This is a genomic window from Neomoorella stamsii, from assembly GCF_002995805.1.
Lineage (GTDB): Bacteria > Bacillota > DSM-521 > Neomoorellales > Neomoorellaceae > Neomoorella > Neomoorella stamsii.
On sequence record NZ_PVXL01000054.1, the window covers coordinates 1 to 17,970 of the forward strand.

A 17,970-nucleotide genomic window follows, 5' to 3' on the forward strand; every position below is an offset into this window, starting at 1 on the left:
CTGTTGATTATCATCAGGTTCTTAATCAATGGAGCCAGAAAGCATTACGTAGTTGTTGCTAGTACCTTCCAAGTTCAGAAATGGAATAAATTCCTAATTTGGTAATCTTGCCTCGCGAAATGTAGGTATTACATTTAATCAACTACCATATATTGCCTTGCAATGGGTTAAAGATTTTTATGCAACGCTAGTGATGCCGGGTACGCCGGCCAACTCGATGGCGGCCTACCTTTTGGGTTCAAGCACTAGTTGAAGGTACCGGCCCGCCCTTTTTCGCATTAATTTCCTTTTCCAATGCTACCACTTTATCTTCGGTAAAGCTGTAGAAAAACATCACTATTGCCGCCAGCAAGGCAAAAAGAGCAGGGATGAGCGTACCTACACTGCTGATGCGCAGGCCCATTTCCAAACTGACCTGGGTGCCGCCGGTATATCCTATCATAGCCAGGACAAACCCGGTTAATGCTCCTGCAATGGCCTGACTTATGCGCAGAGTAAGAGGAAATACGGACATGACGATTGCATTGGCCCGTTTTCCGGTCTTCCATTCGCTATATACGGTGGTATCTGCATAAATAGCAAAGTTAACCGAATGGCTGATATATTCCCCGGCGAAGGCGAGGGAAACAAATAGGGTAAACAAAACCGCACTACTCGCGAATACCCGCGCTAACACCAGGGATAAAGCCATTACTATCATTCCAACGATATACACCGTCTTCTTGCTCATCTTCCGGGCCATGCCTTCCCCGATGGCTGCCCCGATCAGCTTGGCGACGGTAGTCCCGGTAAGGAATGCGGTCAGTAGGGCCATATTGTTGGCCACATACCGGAAGTAATATGGTCCGATAGCAAAAATGATCGGCCAGGTACAATTCTTGAAGAACTCGGTCAACCCGAACACCAGCAGGGGGGGATTAGACGAGACCTGTCTGATTATATCACCCAGGCCGACTATCCCTTCCCCACTTGTGATACGGCGGCCGGCTACAAAGGGTTTAGAAGTGCTTGCCATTAACTGGTAACCAAGGATCTGCAGCACTGCAAAAACGATGATGGCCGGCAGAAAACCCTGGGCCTCGCTGCCACCGCCCAGCCAGAGAACCAGGGGAACGGTAACCATACCGCCAATGAGCTGGCCGACCGCCAAAGTCTGGATACGCCGGGCGGACAGCCGCGCCCTATCATCCACATCGGTGGCCATAACGGGGATAAGGGCAGACTGTGAGGTGTACGGGATATTGAGGAAAACACTACTCAAAGTAAAGACAATGCCGAAGAAGAGGGCTTTTGCTGCCGTATCAAGGCCGGGATTGGAAAACATTAAAATGAAGCAGATTGCTGTAAAAAAGGGCCCCACGATAAGCCATGAGCGGTATTTACCCCAGCGCATCTCTACCTTTTCCACCAGGACTCCTACTACCGGGACGGATACCGCATCCACGATCCTGCCGACGAGCATGATCGTACCCACCAGAGCCGCACTGACCATAGCTACATCGGTAAGATAAAAGGTAAAGAAGTTGAGGCCCATACCGTTCATGAGTACCATGCCGATTTCGCCGATGCAAAACAGGGTGATAATACTTCCCTTCAGTTTCTCTGCCACTGTCGACACCTCCGGGCTTCTTTGAGGTTTTCCTGTAGCTATATGGAGCTATAGCGGGATGGCAAATACATTTGAAGGCTGAAACTGCCCCGGCGGCCCCCTTAGATGGCAACCCATTTATATCCCCCCAATTTAGTCGACTGACCTTACCAGCTATCGTTTAAGGAACGAAGAGCACCATTTTCCTCCCCTTGGCCGCCATCTTTGATGCCAGTTCCTCCACCGGACCATATTCCATGGCTTTCCCCAAACAGTGGTGGACGCAGGCCGGCTTTTCCCCCTTTGCCACCCTCTCACTGCACAGATTGCAGAACTCGGTCGGGATGGGAATATAATCGAGCTCCCATTTATCGGCGTTGATCTGCATGGGACCTATCTCGGTTAGCTTAATCCCCCATTTCCCCACCGGAAGATCAAGCTCCTTTTTACAGGCGACCTCGCAGCTATGGCAGCCAGTGCAAAACTCATAATCGATCAACAAACCGTTACGGGCCATATCGCTCCCTCCAATCGCTATTCTCTTTACCGGGGGATACAAATACTCTACCTGTCTAATCCTGGGCCTTGTAGACTTTACAGATCATGCATTTGAAGGGTGCACCGAAACCGAGCTTTCCAATGCACTCGTGAGGTACCAGGAGGTTGATATTCGCTTCCCACACTCCAAACAGGCTGGGCTCCTCGGCCGGCTTCTCAGGGAACCACCACCCGTGTTGGGCATGGACTACCTTGGGATGAATACCAGCTGTCAGCTTCGCCTTTTGCTTGCATCTGCCAAACATATTTTCGATGTACACCCAGTCGCCGTCATTGATACCCAGCTGTGCGGCAGTCTCCGGATGGATCTCTACGATAGGATCGCTGTGGATCTCGCGGATGGTCCGGATGTGCCTGTGTTCCGAATGGAACATACCCCACATCCTGGCTCCTGTTGTTAAGATGAGGGGATATTCCCTTGCCAGTTCCGGAGTACTATAAGGGCTGTACGGCGGCTCAGCATAGTAAGGCAGCGGGTCCTCGCCCCAACCTTCAAAGGCCGTGGAATACAGCTCGATCTTGCCGGTCAGCGTCAAGAAGCCAGGTTCTCCGTCCGGCCGCAGCTTGCCCGTTTCATACTTGCGGTACTCGTAGGGTACATGGACCCAGCCCTTCTCCCGCAATTCCTCAAAGGTTATACCCAGGGCCGGTTTCAACATCAATTCCTCAATCATGGTCTGGACGTTCAGCCACGGCCAGAGTTCCGGTTTGAGCTTCTTCCCCAACTCCAGCAGGATTTCCGAATCCGACTTGCACTCCCCGACCTGAAGAGCTTTATTAATGGCGCCCACCAGGATGCCGACTTCACCGAAAAGGACAGCCACGATACCGTCATGTTCTGCAAAAGTGGAAAGCGGCAAGAATATATCGGCAGCGGCCGAAATTGTGGGCGTCATTACCGTATCCGTGGCCACCACAAATTCCATTTGCTTTAGGGCACGGTACCACCTGTCCGGGGCGGCAGTTGGGCAGGCGATAACGTTGCTGCTCTTGATCCACGCCATCTTTATCGGGTAAGGCTTGCCCGTCTCCATGGCGTCCAGGGTGAGGTCAGGGTGGGAGACGGGAAGGGCACCGAAAAAGGCCGGGTATTCTTCCTTGCCGATGGTCTTCTGGCGAACTTCTTCCGGCAGCTTTTCCTCCAGGGCGGCCATGGCCAGGATCAGGGGGATAGACCCTATAATATTTCCGCCGGGCACGTCGATGTTGCCGGTTATGGCCATTAAGGCCAGGATGCCGTGGGCCATTTGCACACCGTTGGGCTTCTGGTCCGTGGCCAGGCCCCATTGTATGGACGACGGCTTGCTGGTGGCAAACTTCCTGGCAGCTTCAATGAGCCTTTCCTTGGGTACCAAGGTAATCTCGGCTACCTTCTCCGGCGGATACTCCTGGACGCGCTCCTTCAGCTTATCAAAACCGTAACACCACTTCTCTACAAATTCCTTATCATAAAGTTCTTCGTTAATGATCACATTAAGCATACCAAGCACTAAAGCCGTATCCGTCCCAGGCCTCACCTGGAGCCAGACGTCTGCCCTGGAGGCCAGCCATGTCAGCCGCGGGTCCACCACAATAAGCTTGGTACCCAGCTTCATCATGTCTACCACGGAATGCCCATAAAAACCGTCCGGGTTCGACTTAAGCGGATCCCTTCCCCAGATGATTAGATATTTGGGCGGCTGCCAGCCGGGATGGTTGTAGCGTTCGGGGAACTGCCCGGCATAGTCGACCTCTGGATAGCGGGCACCGAGAACGTAGGAGGTGACCGCCGTCCTTGGTCCCAAGCAGGAGAAGCCGCTATGAGCATAGCAGTTGTTCGGGGTACCTATTACGGCATGGGCCATGGGCCCGTCGTAGAAGGCCGTCTGCCTGCCGGTACCGGTAAACTGGACTATCGCTTCCGGCCCGTACTTTTCTTTTATTTCCTGAATCTTGTCTACTATGATGTCGTATGCTTCATCCCAGGAAATGCGCTTCCACTTGTTCTCGCCGCGCTCCCCTACCCTTTTCATGGGATAAATAATGCGCTGGGGATGATGCACATATTCCGGCAGGGTGAGGCATCTTATGCACAATCTCCCCTGGCTGATAGGGTGTTCGGGATCCCCTTCAACCTTTACCAGCCTACCATCCTTAACATATAATCGCAGTCCGCACCCCACCGGGTGGCACCCGGGCGGCGACCAGGCACAGGTTCGCACAACAGTGTACCCGTCTTTTTCATAGGTCCATGGCTTGGCTGTTGTCTGCATAATATCCCCCTTTTCCTAAAAATTGTAATAATATTATTGTTGAGGGGTTACTTTTTAATGTCTGCGCCCCCTACCGACCCTTACGGCAATACATTGGTAGTAACAACTACGCCTCTTCACCTCCTCTTTGGAGAATTCCTTAGATAGGGCTCTACTGATAATTTTCCATGCAAAAACTATACCAGGCTTCTATATCTGCCGGGCATCCGCCGGAGCGGGAAAATGTTGCCGTAAATCCTTGCTTTTAGGCATTCCCCAGAACTATCTCCTCTGCTAAATCCATTCGGCCCTTGTTGTTTTCCGTCTTAATTATGAGACTATAATCTTAATCGTGAGACGGGGCCTTTGCCCAGACATCCTCCAAAAAAGCTTAAACAGTAAAGGGACGCCTTCCAAAGTTTTTTGAAGACGTCCCTACTAAGAAGTTTTAAGGTGGACGGGATTTTAAGGAATAAACATGGTGACTTTCTTGCCTTTCTTTGTCATCTTGGAGGCCAATTCTTCCACCGGGCCAAATTCAATTACCCCGGCCTGGCAATGAAGGACACAGGAAGGTACTTCCCCCATCGCCAGCCTCTTTTCGCACAGGTTGCAGTAACTCGTGGGCACGGGAATATAATCCCATTCCCATTTCTTGGGTCCCAGCTCCCAGGGCCCCAATTGGAGCACCTTGATTCCCCATTTCCCCAAAGGCAGATCCAATTCATTTTTACAGGCTACTTCACAGCTCTGGCAGCCCGAACAGTATTCGTAATCGATCATCAACCCGTATTTTGCCATGTTCACTTCCTCCAATCGCCCGTTTAATCCGCCTTGTAAACCTTACAAGGAATGGATTTGTAGTAAGCGCCAAAGCCGAGCTTCCCTATTTCTTTATGGGGAATAAGGCAGTTGACGTTGGCCTCCCATACACCGAAGAGGCTGGGAGCGTCAGCCTCCTTCTCCGGGAACCACCAGCCATGGGCGGCAGCCACCACATTTGGCTTAACTATAGGCGTAACCTTGGCTTTTTGCTTGCATCTACCCCAGAGGTTTTCAATCCAAACCCAATCGCAGTCTTTTATGCCCAATTTTGCGGCAGTCTCGGGATGGATTTCCACCAGCGGATCGGGAACCAGCTCGCGCAGGCTCGGTATCTGCCTTTGCTCCGAATGGAAATAGGCGTAATTTCTGGCTCCCGTGGTGAGGATTAAGGGATATTCCCTGGCCAGATCCGGCCGGCTGACGGGGCTGAAGCGCGGTTCTTCATAATACGGCAGCGGGTCTTCCCCTAGGGCTTCTAACATCAGGCTGTACAGCTCTATTTTACCGGTGGTGGTGTTGAAACCCGGCTGGCCGTCAGGCCTTATAAGCCCCTTCTCATGTTTGTAATACTGTATATGTTGCTGGACGCATACTTTCTCCCGCAACTCATTAAAGGTCATTCCCAGATATTTCAGCTCGTTATCAAGGTATTTTTCCGTATTCTCCCATTTTTCACCAGCAAATGCTTCCAGATTTATCCGCTTGCCGAGCTCCATTACGATTTCCAGATCGGACTTGCATTCGCCTACCCTTATGGCTTTATTGATGGCCCCAATAATGCCCATGGTTCCGCCCTGATGGTTTAACACAATCCCATCGTGCTCCGCAAAGGTGGAAAGGGGCAGAACTAAATCGGCCAAAGCCATTATCGTGGGATTGAAAAAGGTGTCGGTAGCCACAATAAATTCCAGTTTCCTCAGGGCGTCGTACCATCTTTTCGGTTGGGCCGAATTAGTGGGCGCCAGGAGATTGGTGCTGCTGATCCAGGCCATCTTGAGCTCATAAGGCTTGCCGGTTTCCAAGGTATCCAGGGTAAGATCCGGGTGGGTGGTGTTCAACAATAGGGCTAACGCCGGGTATTCTTTCTGGCCGATAACCTTATCCATAAGCTCTTGGGGTAAGGGGGCATTGGAACCGAAATCCATCACCATGGGTCTGCCCACCACGGTGCCGCCGGGCACATCCAGATTGCCGGTAATCGCCGCCAGGGCAATTAACGCATGGGTAAGCTGGACACCGTTGGGATTCTGGTCACAGGCCAAACCCATGCAAAGGCCCCAAGGTTTAGCGGTACCCAGGATTCGCGCCACTTCGATTATTTGTTCTTCAGGTACTTCCGTGACCTCAGCCGCCCACGAAGGCGGGTACTGCTGGACCCGTTGCTTCAGCTCTTCAAAGCCGTGGGTCCACTTTTCTACAAATTCCCGATCGTAAAGTCCCTCGTTGATAATAACATGCAACAGAGCCAGTGCCAGGGCGGTGTCCGTACCCGGCCGTAAGCGCATAACATGTTCCGACCGTGTGGCCAGCCAGTTCATCCGCGGGTCTGCCATGATGACCTTGGTGCCCCTCTTCATCATTTCGATGAGGGCGTGCCCCCAAGTTCCATCCGCATTAGAGCGCAGGGGCTCCTTACCCCATAGCAATACATATTTGGGCAATACAAACTCGGGATCGTCGTATCGCCCGGGAAGACCGGCGGCATAATCGAATTCAGTGTAACCTGCGCCAAGGAGATAAAGGCAAGCCGTATCCCTTGGTCCCTTACACGACCATCCGCTCTGACTGTAGCATACGTTCGGGGTACCCAGGGCCATGGTGGCCAACGCATATTGGAATCTGACGGCCTGTCTACCGGTACCGCAGAATACTATAATAGATTCCTGTCCATACTTAGCCGCTATTTCCCTGGTCTTGGCGATGATTATATCGTACGCCTCATCCCAGCTTATTCTTTCCCATTTATTTTCTCCCCGCCTGCCGGTACGCTTCATCGGGTATTTAAGGCGGTCAGGGTGATAGATATATTCCTTCAAGGCCAGGCATCTTACACATAGTCTACCTTTGGTAATGGGGTGCTCCGGATCTCCCTCGACCTTTACCAAGTTCCCGTCTTTAACATACAATCTAAGCCCACAACCCACCCCGTGACAACCGGGGGGTGACCAGGCGCAGGTTCTAATTACCTCCGTGCCGTCCGCCAGGGTTTTCTTCCATTCTGATGCCTTATTATAATAAAGTGCCACACTTGCCACACCTCATTCCCTCCTTGTTGTGCAAATAGTTTCTATAAAAATAATTTCATTTTCTATGATGTATTTTATAAACTAATTTCTTTTATTTCTTCCTCCTTTCTTCATCTTTCCCCCTTGTATGATATGACCAACGGTTAAATTTCTAGTTGGTCATTTATTTTGTCATAAAAAGTGTTTGACCTTTGAGGTATCCTCTGGGACAATCACGGTAGAACCGATGGCGGGGCAGTTCAACACCTCCTGCACTTCCTAAAGTGCTTATTAAAACTGCTCCCCGGGCCTGGCGGCAACCGCTTACGCGCGGGTCGCACGCCCTTTAGAGGTTCTCCCTTCAGCAAGGAGCTGCGCACCAATCTCTTAAGGGTCGGTGCTCATCAGCAAGGTTGCTGTTACGCCGGGTTCCCAGGGATACCCCAATTTTTACTTCGCTATTTTCCCGGGAAAGGAGGTGTTTTCGCTATGGGTAAAACCCTTTTTGTCGGTATCGATATAGGGTCCGACACCAATGTGGTCCGCATCCTTGATGATACCGGTGAAGATGTCTGCGGTTTTAGCGTCTCCAACGACCTCCCCGGGGCTGAAAGGCTTGTGGAAAGGATTGTTGCTGAAGCTGAGTTACTTGATGCTGATAAGGTTAAGATTGGCATGGAGGCCACTAACCTCTATTGGTGGCACCTTTCCCAGGCCCTGCATGAGGCTCCTGAACTCTCGGCTTTTGATAGGGATGCTGTTGATGTTACCCTGGCCATGTCCCTGGAAACCATCCGCTTCTTTGAAACCCAGCAGAAGAAAATCGACCAGGTCATTGCTAAAGAACTAAAAGCCATTCCCCAAACGTTAGATACTGTTCCTGGTATCGGGCCAGTTTACTCTGCCGACATAATAGCCGAAATTGGTGACATCTCCAGGTTTAAGAACCACAAATGCCCTTACTAAATTCGCGGTCCTAACCTGGCGGCAACATCAGTCCAGCAAGTTTTCTGCCGAGGATATCCCCCTCACCAGGTCCGGTAATTATTACTTACGGTACTACCTCATTGAGGCGGCTAATTCCGTCCGGGTGCGGGAGCCGGAATATGCCGCGTTCTACCGTAAGAAATTTACCGAAGCCAGGCATCATCACCATAAACGTGCCCTGGTCTTGACTGCCCGCAAGCTCGTGCGCATGGTCTTCACGCTGCTGAGTGAGGGCCAAATTTACCGGCAAAGGAGATTAGGTTAAATACTTCTTTTGCAACTTACTTTTACTGTTTGCGCTGGTAATTACTGTTTTGATTTACCGCTTGGTTTCTTATTACCTTATTACATTTTGAGACATTAAAATTTCCAATTCAGCGTCTTGACATTTTACCGCGGGTCTAGCCTTTTTTGGCACCCTCATCTACCTTTTTTTCTTCTAGAGGTGTCTGGCATTTACTGCATACCTTGGCTACCACGGGATTGATGGCGCCGCACTTGGGACATTTTATAGGCCTGGCTGCAATAGGGGGACGAAAACACATAATTGCTACCTCCATCCTTTTTGCTCAATAAATAGGCAAGGTATACTTTATTTACATTAATAACATGCAAAAATCATACCAGCCTTCCGCCTCTCCAGGGAACACCTTGGGTGAACGGAAAATTTGTGTGATATTCTAGGCCTTATTTAGGGTTCCAGGATCTTCGGGGGTCCTTTATCCAGGCATTAATTCATCGCTTTCTGTCTCAATTAAGAGACATTAGATCTTAATCATGGGACATGGCTTTAAATTATCGCAGCATAGATAAACCAAAAAGAAAAAGCCTTTAAAAAGGCCCTTTTATCTTACCGCAGCAAGAGATTGTATTCCTTTATCTTTCTATACAATGTTGATCTACTTAAGCCTAACATGGCTGCAGCTTTACAAACACTATAGTTTGTCTGGGCTAAAGCCTCGGCAATAATCTCTCTCTCCAGCTCTTTTTTCTTCTCTACGATAGTATTAATGGCTCCATCGTCCCGGCGGGTTTTCATCCCTTCAATATTTTTCCAGTAAGCAACAATTTTTTCTTTCCCTCCTTGAATTTCCAGGGGGAGATCCTCGACGTTAATCATGCCGTTCTGGCACATGGTAATCGCATAGAGCATGGCATTCTCCAGTTGCCTCACATTACCCGGCCAGTCATACTCCAGTAGCCTGGCCTCCGCAGCTTTGCTCAGCACCGGCACCGGAAGTCCTGCCTTCCGGGCAATCTCCTTTAGAAAATGATTTGCCAGTTCCAGTATGTCCGACCCGCGCTCCCTTAGGGGGGGTATGGGTATCTTAAATACCGCGATCCTATAGTATAAGTCCAAACGAAATTCTTTCTTTCCTGTCAGCTCCTGCAGATCTTTGTTGGTAGCCGCGATCAGGTGAAAGTTCACGGGGATATACCGGCTGCCGCCTACGCGCATCAATCTTTTTTCCTCCAAAACCCGCAGCAGCACCGGCTGGATCTCTAACGGCATATCGCCAATTTCGTCCAAAAACAAAGTGCCGCCGTGAGCCAGTTCGATCTTACCAGGTCGACCCCTCCGGTCTGCCCCGGTAAACGCCCCGCCTTCATATCCGAAAAGCTCGCTTTCAATAAGGCTTTTGGGCAGGGCGGCACAATTAACTGCGACAAAGGGTCCTGCGGGACAACTTAGATTATGAATGCACCTGGCAAAAACCTCTTTGCCTACCCCGCTCTCGCCTTCCAAAAGGATACCGTCGCCTCTGCAGGCTGCCCTCCGGGCTATATTTATAGCCTCTAACAACTTGGGAGATTTTCCAATAATCTTCTCGAATTCATAATCCCCGGCCATATATTCTGCCCCCGTAGCATCCTCCGGAAGATTTTTCAGGCTGGGGGCATACCTTTTTCTCTCGCCTTCCTTAAGGACAACTAAACAACCGGTTATATTCTCCAATTTATCTTTAAGCGGCCATACCGAGCAAATTATATAAGAGCGTTCTCTATCTCCAACTTTCAATTTTACGTCATCGAGTTTTTCTCCCTTTTGCAGTACAGCATCGAAAAGGGATCGTTTACTGAAAACTTCTCCCAGAGACAAACCCTCTAATTCTTTGGGTACTTTATTTAAGGTATTTTTTAATATGTTCCTTACTTGAATACCAGTACAAGTAATAATACCTTGCCTATTAATTATAATAGTTGCTTGACGCTGTTCCTCAGAAAGAGATGAAAAATAATCAATATATTCTTCCATGTTTTCTAACCTATTCTGAATGGCACAAGCGATGGACACTACCAGGCTCAGGCTTTCCGAATAGCGGCGCAAATAGGAATCCGTACTTAAGCTCAGGGTGGCAATCAAGTTGCCCGGGAAATCAAAAATACCCGCCGCCGAACAGGTAACAAGACCCCAATCGGGCTCAGTATAATGTTCCGGGCCCCACAACTGGATAGGCCTGTTCAGGATTATACACAATCCATTGGCGCAAGTTCCTCCTGTCATCTCTGTCCATACTGCACCGGGGATTAATTGATACTTTTCGTTGTATTTTCTCATTGCTCTATCTTTACTGGAAACTACCCGGAGGATCACGCCGTTTTCATCGGAAAGAAATATACACCAGCGATTCTCTCCCAGCAGGCTGATTACCCGCTCTAAATAGGCGTCCGTAACCTGCAGGAGGGGCTTTTTCCTGGCTAAAACATTTTGCCACGATAAACCAGCTAAAACAGGACGGGGTTTGAACTGGAAGGGATCGAGGCCGTAAGTTCGGGATCGCTTCCAAGAATCGATAATTTCCGGCGACACCAGGGAGATCAGACTCGGCTCAACACGGTTATAGATTACTTCCAGCTTCAGCCTGCGAATTTTTTCTGCAGCAGCCTTCTCCTGCCGGACCAACTCCTTGATTACGGAAATGGGAAGCTTGGGCACGAAGACTTCCTTCTTCCAAACACTACTCCGCACACTCTCCAAAGGCATCATAGGATGGTCCTCTCTCCCTCAGTGAATTATAAAGGCTAAGAGGGCAAAATCAAATTTACAGGATCTTATAACCCCCCCTTACACCATCACCTCCTCAGGATTTGCAGGAAATAGTGAATGTAGATGCTTTTATAAATTTATTATATCACAAGGGACAAGATAAAACTATTAGATTTTAACCAACTCCCGGCCCATCCATCTAAACCTATGCCTCGCGCCCCTTCAATTACAGCTATATACCCCATATTTTTGTGCCGCTTCTACCATGGCCTTAACGTTCTCTATTTTAGCGTTAATGGGCACCCCGCATCCCTGCGCCAAGATAAATCCCCCTTCCCTGCCTACCTCTGCGATCAATCGCCGGCAATAAGTATCTACCTTTTCGGGGGTACCTATGGTCAGCAGGCTGGGCGGGACATCCCCCTTTAACGCCATATGGCCTCCCAGTACCTCCTTTGCCTTAAAAATGTCAGTGGAACCATCCATATGCAGGATACACTTGCCCGCCGGAAAATCCCTTAAATAGCCCAAATTTTTGGTCCAATCGGAATCAAAATGTAACAAGACTTCACAACCGGCCTTAACACAAGCGTTAATTATGCGCAGGAAAATGGGATGGAAAAACCGCTCATACATCGCCAGCGATACGAAACCCCCGCATTCCCTTGTGGCGCCAAAGATCAGGCGGTCAATACCGCTGGACCTGGCAGCCGCTAGACCGGTTTCTACAACATCAGGTAGAGCTGCCTCCATAGCATCTATTACCTTTTGTGGGTACCTCCGCAGATCCTTGAAAAACTCCCCTATAGTTCTGGCAGCGGAAAAAAGCTGGCTTGGGGGGACTATCCCACCGCCTGTAATAACAGGTATTCCCGCCTTTTTAAAACAATCGTTCACCGTAACCGCCAGTTCCCCCAGCGCCTCTAATTGCGCAAGGGCTTCTTTTAGCGGCATAAAATCTATACAACGCTCTAGCAGTTTGGGAAAAAAGGCTTTCCACCCGTGTTTTATTATGAAGTCATAATCTTCTACTTCCATTAAAGGCTCTGCTTCGTTAAACTGCAGGAGTTCATCCTCGCCGAGATCCCTGCCGGGCAGTTTAATCCTCGTGGGAAAAACAGCCGCAACCGCTGCCACGGGAGATACTGGCATGGCAGAGAGAAGGCCGTCTACCCCTAGCTCGAGGGCGGTTTCCAGGATCAACGCCGCACCTTTTTTCGTGTTCCATATAAATTCCGCCATCTTCATTCCCTTATAGCGGGCGGCAAAATATTCAATGCCTAATACAACCGGCACCCTGTCGGGCTTCCCCAAATGGGCAGCCGTTTCAATCCTTTTAAGCCTTTCCTCATAAAGCTCAAGTGCCATGCTCCGTCCTCCTTCAGGAAGTATATATTGCTCAGCTAAAGGCCCATCGGTTCTTCTCAAACAGCACCTATATCCCCAACACTTCCTTCGCGATCCTCACCCCTGCGGGAGCATCGGGACAGTAGCGATCAGCCCCCACATATTGGCATGTCTCTTCCGTTACCGAACCGCCGCCGATAAGTATCTTCACATCTTGCCTGAGGCCGGCTCTCTCTAAAACTTCTACCGTGGCCTTCATAGCGTCGAACGCCACCGTTAGAAGGCAGGAAAGCCCGACTAGCTGCGGCCTGTACTCCTTTACCGCTGCCACAAAGCGTTCCGGCGGGACGTCTACCCCTATGTCTATAACCTCAAACCCGTTGCTGGAAAATATAAGCGAGACTATGTTTTTGCCGATATCGTGGATATCTCCTGCCACCGTACCCAAAACCATCCTGGCCAGTTTCGGCCCGCTCTCAACCTTTACTTTCTCCTGGATCAGCCCGGAGGCCGTTTTAAAAATATCTGCGGCCATGAGCATCTCCGGTAAAAAATATTCTCCGCCCTGGTATCGTTCTCCTACCTCGGTCATACCCTTCTGCAATTCGGCAAAAATTTCTTGGGGATTTAAACCCTCGCTCAGCATTTGCCGGACTCCCTCGATTACTTCTTCTTCCATGAGATCTGCTAAAAGTACATTCAGGGGCGTGGCCATTTGTGCTTCCTCCTTTAAATCTTAGGGAACTTTATAAGAATTATGTGGTAAGATTATCTATATAAATTATATAAGACTAGTCTATCTGAATCAATAGGAGAATGGTTTTTTATATAGATTCTCCATGCCCGCAAGGAACGTTGACGTGATTGTACTAGTCTTATATAATTTATATATATTATTACGCCACTGTTAGGGTTGGAGGTATGGGCTTTTGGAAGGACGCAACGAATATCTACCTGCTTACTACCGCCTGGCCGAGGATATAAGGGAAAAAATCGAAAGCGGTGAGCTAAAACCGGGCGACGCCATTCCCCCGGCTAACAGGTTGGCGGAGGTTTATGGAGTTAGCCTCATGACCGTACGCCAGGGCCTGACAATACTGGTACGCATGGGCTATTTGAAGAGCGTCCAAGGCAAGGGCACCTTTGTTACCGCCCCCTCAGCCGGTACCCTAATACTCCCTTTTTCCGACAAGCATCTGCTGGGTCAAGATAAAGAGGTTAAAGTAAAACTTCTTAATCTGGAGATACCGGCTGCGGACGAAATAGTGGCGGATAGGCTGGCGATAAAGAAAGGAACGAAGGTAATAAAAGTAAAAAGGTTGCTTTATGCAGATGAGGGACCTGTAGCGGTAGATTTTCGCTTTTTACCTTATATAAAGGGCATGCCGCTCCTGGAAAAAGAGATTGCTTATGCGGCTTTCCCCGAGGTAATAGCTCAGTACAGGGAGATCTTTCTCGTGCAGAGCAGCCTGGAGATTTACGCCTGTACCATCCGGTGTGAAGAGGCAGAACTTCTGGAGGTGGAGGAGGGCCATCCCGCCCTTTGCCTGGAACAGCTTATTCGCTTGAAGGATGGCCGGCCTGTAGGCTGGTCAAGGATGATGGCCAGGGGGGATAGGTTGACTCTTAAGGCTACTTCCCGGACCGGGTAATCTTAGATAAAATAATTGACAGGATAGCAAAATGTGGGGAGAAGGGATAGATTGCATAAGCTCCTCGTCTCGGCTGTGGTAAAAATTGATGAAGATAAGGCGTTGGCCCTGGTACGCCATGCCCTGGAGCGAGGACTGGACCCTTTTTCCGTACTGGAAGATGTAAGAAAGGGCCTGGAGATGGTGGTAGAACTATACAGTTCAGGCAAATATTTTCTGGCCGATCTGGTAATGGCGGCAGAGATCTATAAAGAAGCCCAGCGCATCGTCCTTGGGAGAAGGAACGACGAAGTTTTCCAGGGTCCACCGGAGGTGGTCTTTGGGACGGTGAAAAAGGACATCCATGATATAGGCAAGAACATTACTATTGTGACTATGCGCCAGTTCGGCATAAGGGTGCTGGATCTTGGCGTGGACGTTCCCCCAGAACACTTTGTAGATGTCCTCAAAGAGACCCACGCCCCTATTCTTTGTTTGTCCGGCCTTATTTCTGATGCTTACGATTCTATGAAAAATACCGTAGAACTTATGGAGAAGCGTTTGTTGCCGCAGAAACCGGTGGTCGTCATAGGAGGGCTGGTCAATGAAGAGGTTTGCAGTTACACGCGGGCCGATTACTGGGTAAAAACCTGTATCGAAGGGGCCAGGCTCTGTCAAGAGCTTCTAATAGGGAATATGCATAACAGCTGGAGATGGAATAAGAATGGGCATGGATAAGGCAGGAGTGAAAAGAAATTGGCTAAAGTTATCGTTGCTTGCCAGACTATCAGCGACGAGGTAAATAAGCTCCTTGAGGAAATGCAGGTGGAGTATCCGATTATTTGGATAGAATCCGGCCTGCATAATTATCCTGAGAGGTTGAAGAAAAGGCTGACGGATGAGATAACCCACCTTGATAATGTGGATACCGTGATTCTGGCTTTTGGCTATTGCGGCAACGCTCTTTTGGGGCTTTCTTCGCCGAAGGCCCATATTGTTGTACCACGGGTTGATGACTGCATATCTCTGCTTCTGGGTTCGGTAAAGAGAAGGCTGGAGTTTACGCGAAGAACGGCGTGCTATTTTCTCACCCGGGGGTGGATGGTGTATGAAAACAACATAATGCGGGAGTACGAGCGCTGTGTAGCCCGGTACGGGGAGAAACGGGCTTCCCGCATAATGCACACCATCATGGGCCATTACCGCCGGCTTGTGCTTATTGACACGGGGGCGTTCCCTCTAGAGCAATGCGTAAAGGAGTCTTTAGCTTTCGCCCAGAAGATGGGATTGGAGCATGAAGTGGTTCCAGGTTCCCTGGATTATCTGAAAAAACTTCTATGGGGTCCCTGGGACGACGATTTTATTGTGTTACCTCCGGGCAAACCCCTGACTTTAAAGGATTTCCGGCTGGATTGGAAGGAAGTTTCCGGAGCTGAAGAGGTGGTACGCTACTAAGAGGCAGCCCGTTGCCAGACTGCCTCTACGCTTTTCAGGAAAGGTATAATTAATCGACTTCTATAAAGGGCACCTGCGGCGGAATGTGGAGCCTGGCGCCGGTACGCTACTGCACTTCCTCGACGGTGGTATGGGGGGCGATCTCCTTGAGGAGGAGGCCCTGGGGGATGACTTCTATGACCGCCAGTTCGGTGATAATGAGGTTTACTTCACTGGCGGCTGTAAGGGGCAGGGTGCAGCGTTCTACTATTTTCGGTTTGCCGTCTTTAAGATTATGTTCGGTGGCTATGATCACCCGCTTGGCTCCCACCGTCAAATCCATGGCGCCGCCCATGCCGGGTACCAGCTTGCCCGGGATCATCCAGTTGGCCAGGTTGCCTTTCTCATCTACCTCCAGGGCGCCCAGTACGGTGACATCTACGTGCCCACCGCGGATCATGCCGAAGGATAAGGAGCTGTCAAAACAGGCCGCCCCGGGAAGAAGGGTTACGGGCCGTCCCCCGGCATCCACTATGTCCCCATCTTCCTGCCCGGCTTCCGGTACCGGTCCCATGCTGTAGGTCCTCACATTAATTCATCCCAAAATAATTCCATGGTTGCAAATTGAACAATCTGCATCTGAAGTTAATACCAGGAGAGTATGAGAATCCCATCTCACTTTACGCCGGTATTTAAATTATAGATGGGTTAGTCCGTCTTCTGGAAGGCGTGCTGCTTGAGGGCGAATTGAGGCGAATTGAGTAGAATATTGGCTAGGAGGGTAGCCCCTACGATTATAAGCGCCGTTACTACCGCCGCGCCTACAACCCAGGTCAGGTCTTTTAAAGTGCCGGTTTCATCGCTGTACTTATTTTTCAAGTTGTGCTGATTTAAGGTATAGCAGGGTCTTATGTCAAATGACAAAATTAGGAAGTGATGAGCTATGTGTTTCACGTGGAGTAACGCTTCCTACTTCAAGAAAACAGGCATAAAATTGAGTAACGTTGATATTCCAGAAAGTACTTTATTCTGCCACCTTTTAAACTCATTTTCGACTAACTGGGTTATCCCAATACCGGCAATAAAAAAGGCAGCAGCTATCAGTAAAGCTAACATGCCAAGAAATTTAAAAAAAAGAAAACCTCCAACCAGAGCCAGTCCTGAGCCAACTATTAGGATGACTTTTATAACATCTGGACTGCGGCCCATAGCTGAAAGCCTTTCGCTTTTATCGCCTTCAGTCAATTTTTCCTCTATACGTCTGTTGAGACTCTCTAAAACAACATTAAAGGTGAGGTTACATATTCACCTGTAGGTACTATCAGCAGGAATGCAAGGATAAAAACCGAAATAAACAGGCCAGCAGTCAACAGCATAACCCTCATTCTTTCTAAATCATTTGAGTGAATAGTTTTAACCGCCAGCAGCGCCATGCCTGTTAAAAGAGCCGAACTCAATGCCAGGACAATTTTACCAGCGCCTTCAAAATAACTGCGCCATATCGTTATATCAAGGGGCGGCAAATCCAAAATACAGTGACATATACGTTTAAGGATATTAAATCTAAAATCATAGGCGTAGTAGTTCAAGTTATTAAACAGCCCGATCAGTATAAAGAGCTTCCCTTGACAGACGCGAGCTGATGGAGTTTACTTTTGAAGACATAAAAAAATGACCCTGCCATTCGCAAGACGTTAATGATTGTCGGCAGTATACGCTTAAAAAACACGCTTAAAAAACATTTTAATTCCGAATGTCTACAGGCAACTATCACTCAATCTTCTCCTTCTGAATTACATTGAGGTTATTGATATAAGAGAAACTGTTCCGGTTAAATGCCCCGAGTGTAGCAACAGCCTTTACCCTACCGCTGATACATACAGCTTGGTATGCGCATGCGGTCTGGAGCTGCAGTTCGTTGACGGGAATTTTATCGATGAGCCATTCGGGCTTTGAGAGCGGCTGGTACCGGCAAAATCCCCCTGGCTTTAGCCGGGGAGAGTTTGGGATATATTTGTGCTCAACATGCCAATATCGCACCAGTAGCCGGACAGGGTTATCCCATAGAGGGGTTTTTTATCTTTCAGTAAGCGGGGGAAGAGGTCCTTGCTGAAGTCAAAGGACTCCCCCTCCGGCACCAGTTCCAGGACCTCGG

General features: G+C 49.3%; 16 protein-coding genes and 1 pseudogene. 5 read left to right on the top strand and 12 right to left on the bottom strand.

All coding sequences use genetic code 11. The features are described from left to right. Window positions 1-238 precede the first annotated feature (238 nt). The 5 genes from MOST_RS11975 to MOST_RS11995 form a co-directional block, all read right to left on the bottom strand. Window positions 239-1,609: an MFS transporter gene (locus tag MOST_RS11975; protein ID WP_054935827.1), complete on the bottom strand. Its 1,371-nt coding sequence runs from the start codon at window positions 1,607-1,609 to the stop codon at window positions 239-241. A gap of 160 nt (window positions 1,610-1,769) precedes the next feature. Next, complete coding sequence (locus MOST_RS11980; protein WP_054935828.1) at window positions 1,770-2,105, bottom strand: 4Fe-4S dicluster domain-containing protein; 336 nt, start codon at window positions 2,103-2,105, stop codon at window positions 1,770-1,772. Window positions 2,106-2,160: 55 nt separating this feature from the next. Beyond that, a complete protein-coding gene (locus MOST_RS11985; RefSeq protein WP_054935829.1) occupies window positions 2,161-4,398 on the bottom strand; it encodes a molybdopterin-dependent oxidoreductase in 2,238 nt (745 codons plus the stop codon). 444 nt (window positions 4,399-4,842) lie between these two features. Further along, window positions 4,843-5,178 (bottom strand): oxidoreductase, encoded by a 336-nt coding sequence (locus MOST_RS11990; RefSeq protein WP_054935830.1) that lies wholly within the window; start codon window positions 5,176-5,178, stop codon window positions 4,843-4,845. Window positions 5,179-5,201: 23 nt separating this feature from the next. Next, window positions 5,202-7,457: a molybdopterin-dependent oxidoreductase gene (locus tag MOST_RS11995; protein WP_208974797.1), complete on the bottom strand. Its 2,256-nt coding sequence runs from the start codon at window positions 7,455-7,457 to the stop codon at window positions 5,202-5,204. 459 nt (window positions 7,458-7,916) lie between these two features. Here MOST_RS11995 and MOST_RS18590 point away from each other — a divergent pair, with 459 nt between their 5' ends. Together MOST_RS18590 and MOST_RS18020 are read left to right on the top strand one after the other, a co-directional pair. Beyond that, window positions 7,917-8,393 (top strand): IS110 family transposase, encoded by a 477-nt coding sequence (locus MOST_RS18590; RefSeq protein ID WP_054935831.1) that lies wholly within the window; start codon window positions 7,917-7,919, stop codon window positions 8,391-8,393. Beyond that, entirely contained in the window at window positions 8,353-8,679 is a 327-nt protein-coding gene (locus MOST_RS18020; RefSeq protein WP_422879889.1) for a transposase, read from the top strand. The genes MOST_RS18590 and MOST_RS18020 overlap by 41 nt, the downstream gene beginning before the upstream one ends. A 585-nt stretch (window positions 8,680-9,264) precedes the next feature. Here MOST_RS18020 and MOST_RS12005 read toward each other — a convergent pair. From MOST_RS12005 to MOST_RS12015, 3 genes are all read right to left on the bottom strand, one after another. Further along, a complete protein-coding gene (locus MOST_RS12005; protein WP_083476480.1) occupies window positions 9,265-11,403 on the bottom strand; it encodes a sigma-54-dependent Fis family transcriptional regulator in 2,139 nt (712 codons plus the stop codon). Window positions 11,404-11,625: 222 nt separating this feature from the next. Further along, window positions 11,626-12,771, bottom strand: a complete 1,146-nt coding sequence (locus MOST_RS12010; protein WP_054935834.1) for a uroporphyrinogen decarboxylase family protein — start codon at window positions 12,769-12,771, stop codon at window positions 11,626-11,628. A gap of 67 nt (window positions 12,772-12,838) precedes the next feature. After that, window positions 12,839-13,465, bottom strand: coding sequence for a cobalamin B12-binding domain-containing protein (locus tag MOST_RS12015; protein WP_054935835.1), 627 nt, complete (start codon window positions 13,463-13,465; stop codon window positions 12,839-12,841). Window positions 13,466-13,679: 214 nt separating this feature from the next. Between MOST_RS12015 and MOST_RS12020 the strand changes: the two genes are divergently transcribed. Genes MOST_RS12020 through MOST_RS12030 form a run of 3 tightly spaced genes read left to right on the top strand, consistent with a single transcriptional unit; the run spans window position 13,680 to window position 15,836 of the window. Then, window positions 13,680-14,402 carry a GntR family transcriptional regulator gene (locus MOST_RS12020; protein ID WP_054935836.1) on the top strand — a complete coding sequence of 241 codons (723 nt, stop codon included), beginning with the start codon at window positions 13,680-13,682 and terminating at the stop codon, window positions 14,400-14,402. 51 nt (window positions 14,403-14,453) lie between these two features. Continuing rightward, window positions 14,454-15,119 (top strand): cobalamin B12-binding domain-containing protein, encoded by a 666-nt coding sequence (locus tag MOST_RS12025; RefSeq protein WP_083476481.1) that lies wholly within the window; start codon window positions 14,454-14,456, stop codon window positions 15,117-15,119. An 18-nt stretch (window positions 15,120-15,137) separates the two neighbouring features. Continuing rightward, a complete protein-coding gene (locus MOST_RS12030; RefSeq protein ID WP_054935837.1) occupies window positions 15,138-15,836 on the top strand; it encodes a DUF1638 domain-containing protein in 699 nt (232 codons plus the stop codon). Window positions 15,837-15,942: 106 nt separating this feature from the next. On the opposite strand, the pseudogene MOST_RS12035 reads toward MOST_RS12030, so the two are convergent. The 4 genes and pseudogenes from MOST_RS12035 to MOST_RS12050 form a co-directional block, all read right to left on the bottom strand. Further along, window positions 15,943-16,389: pseudogene (locus MOST_RS12035) on the bottom strand (CoA-transferase); the annotation flags it as partial. A gap of 134 nt (window positions 16,390-16,523) precedes the next feature. Then, window positions 16,524-16,769 (bottom strand): hypothetical protein, encoded by a 246-nt coding sequence (locus MOST_RS17080; RefSeq protein ID WP_054935839.1) that lies wholly within the window; start codon window positions 16,767-16,769, stop codon window positions 16,524-16,526. A gap of 15 nt (window positions 16,770-16,784) precedes the next feature. Then, on the bottom strand, window positions 16,785-17,060 hold the full coding sequence (locus MOST_RS12045; protein ID WP_054935840.1) for a hypothetical protein: 276 nt from the start codon (window positions 17,058-17,060) through the stop codon (window positions 16,785-16,787). A 29-nt stretch (window positions 17,061-17,089) separates the two neighbouring features. Then, window positions 17,090-17,404 carry a hypothetical protein gene (locus tag MOST_RS12050; protein ID WP_054935841.1) on the bottom strand — a complete coding sequence of 105 codons (315 nt, stop codon included), beginning with the start codon at window positions 17,402-17,404 and terminating at the stop codon, window positions 17,090-17,092. Window positions 17,405-17,970: the final 566 nt, after the last annotated feature.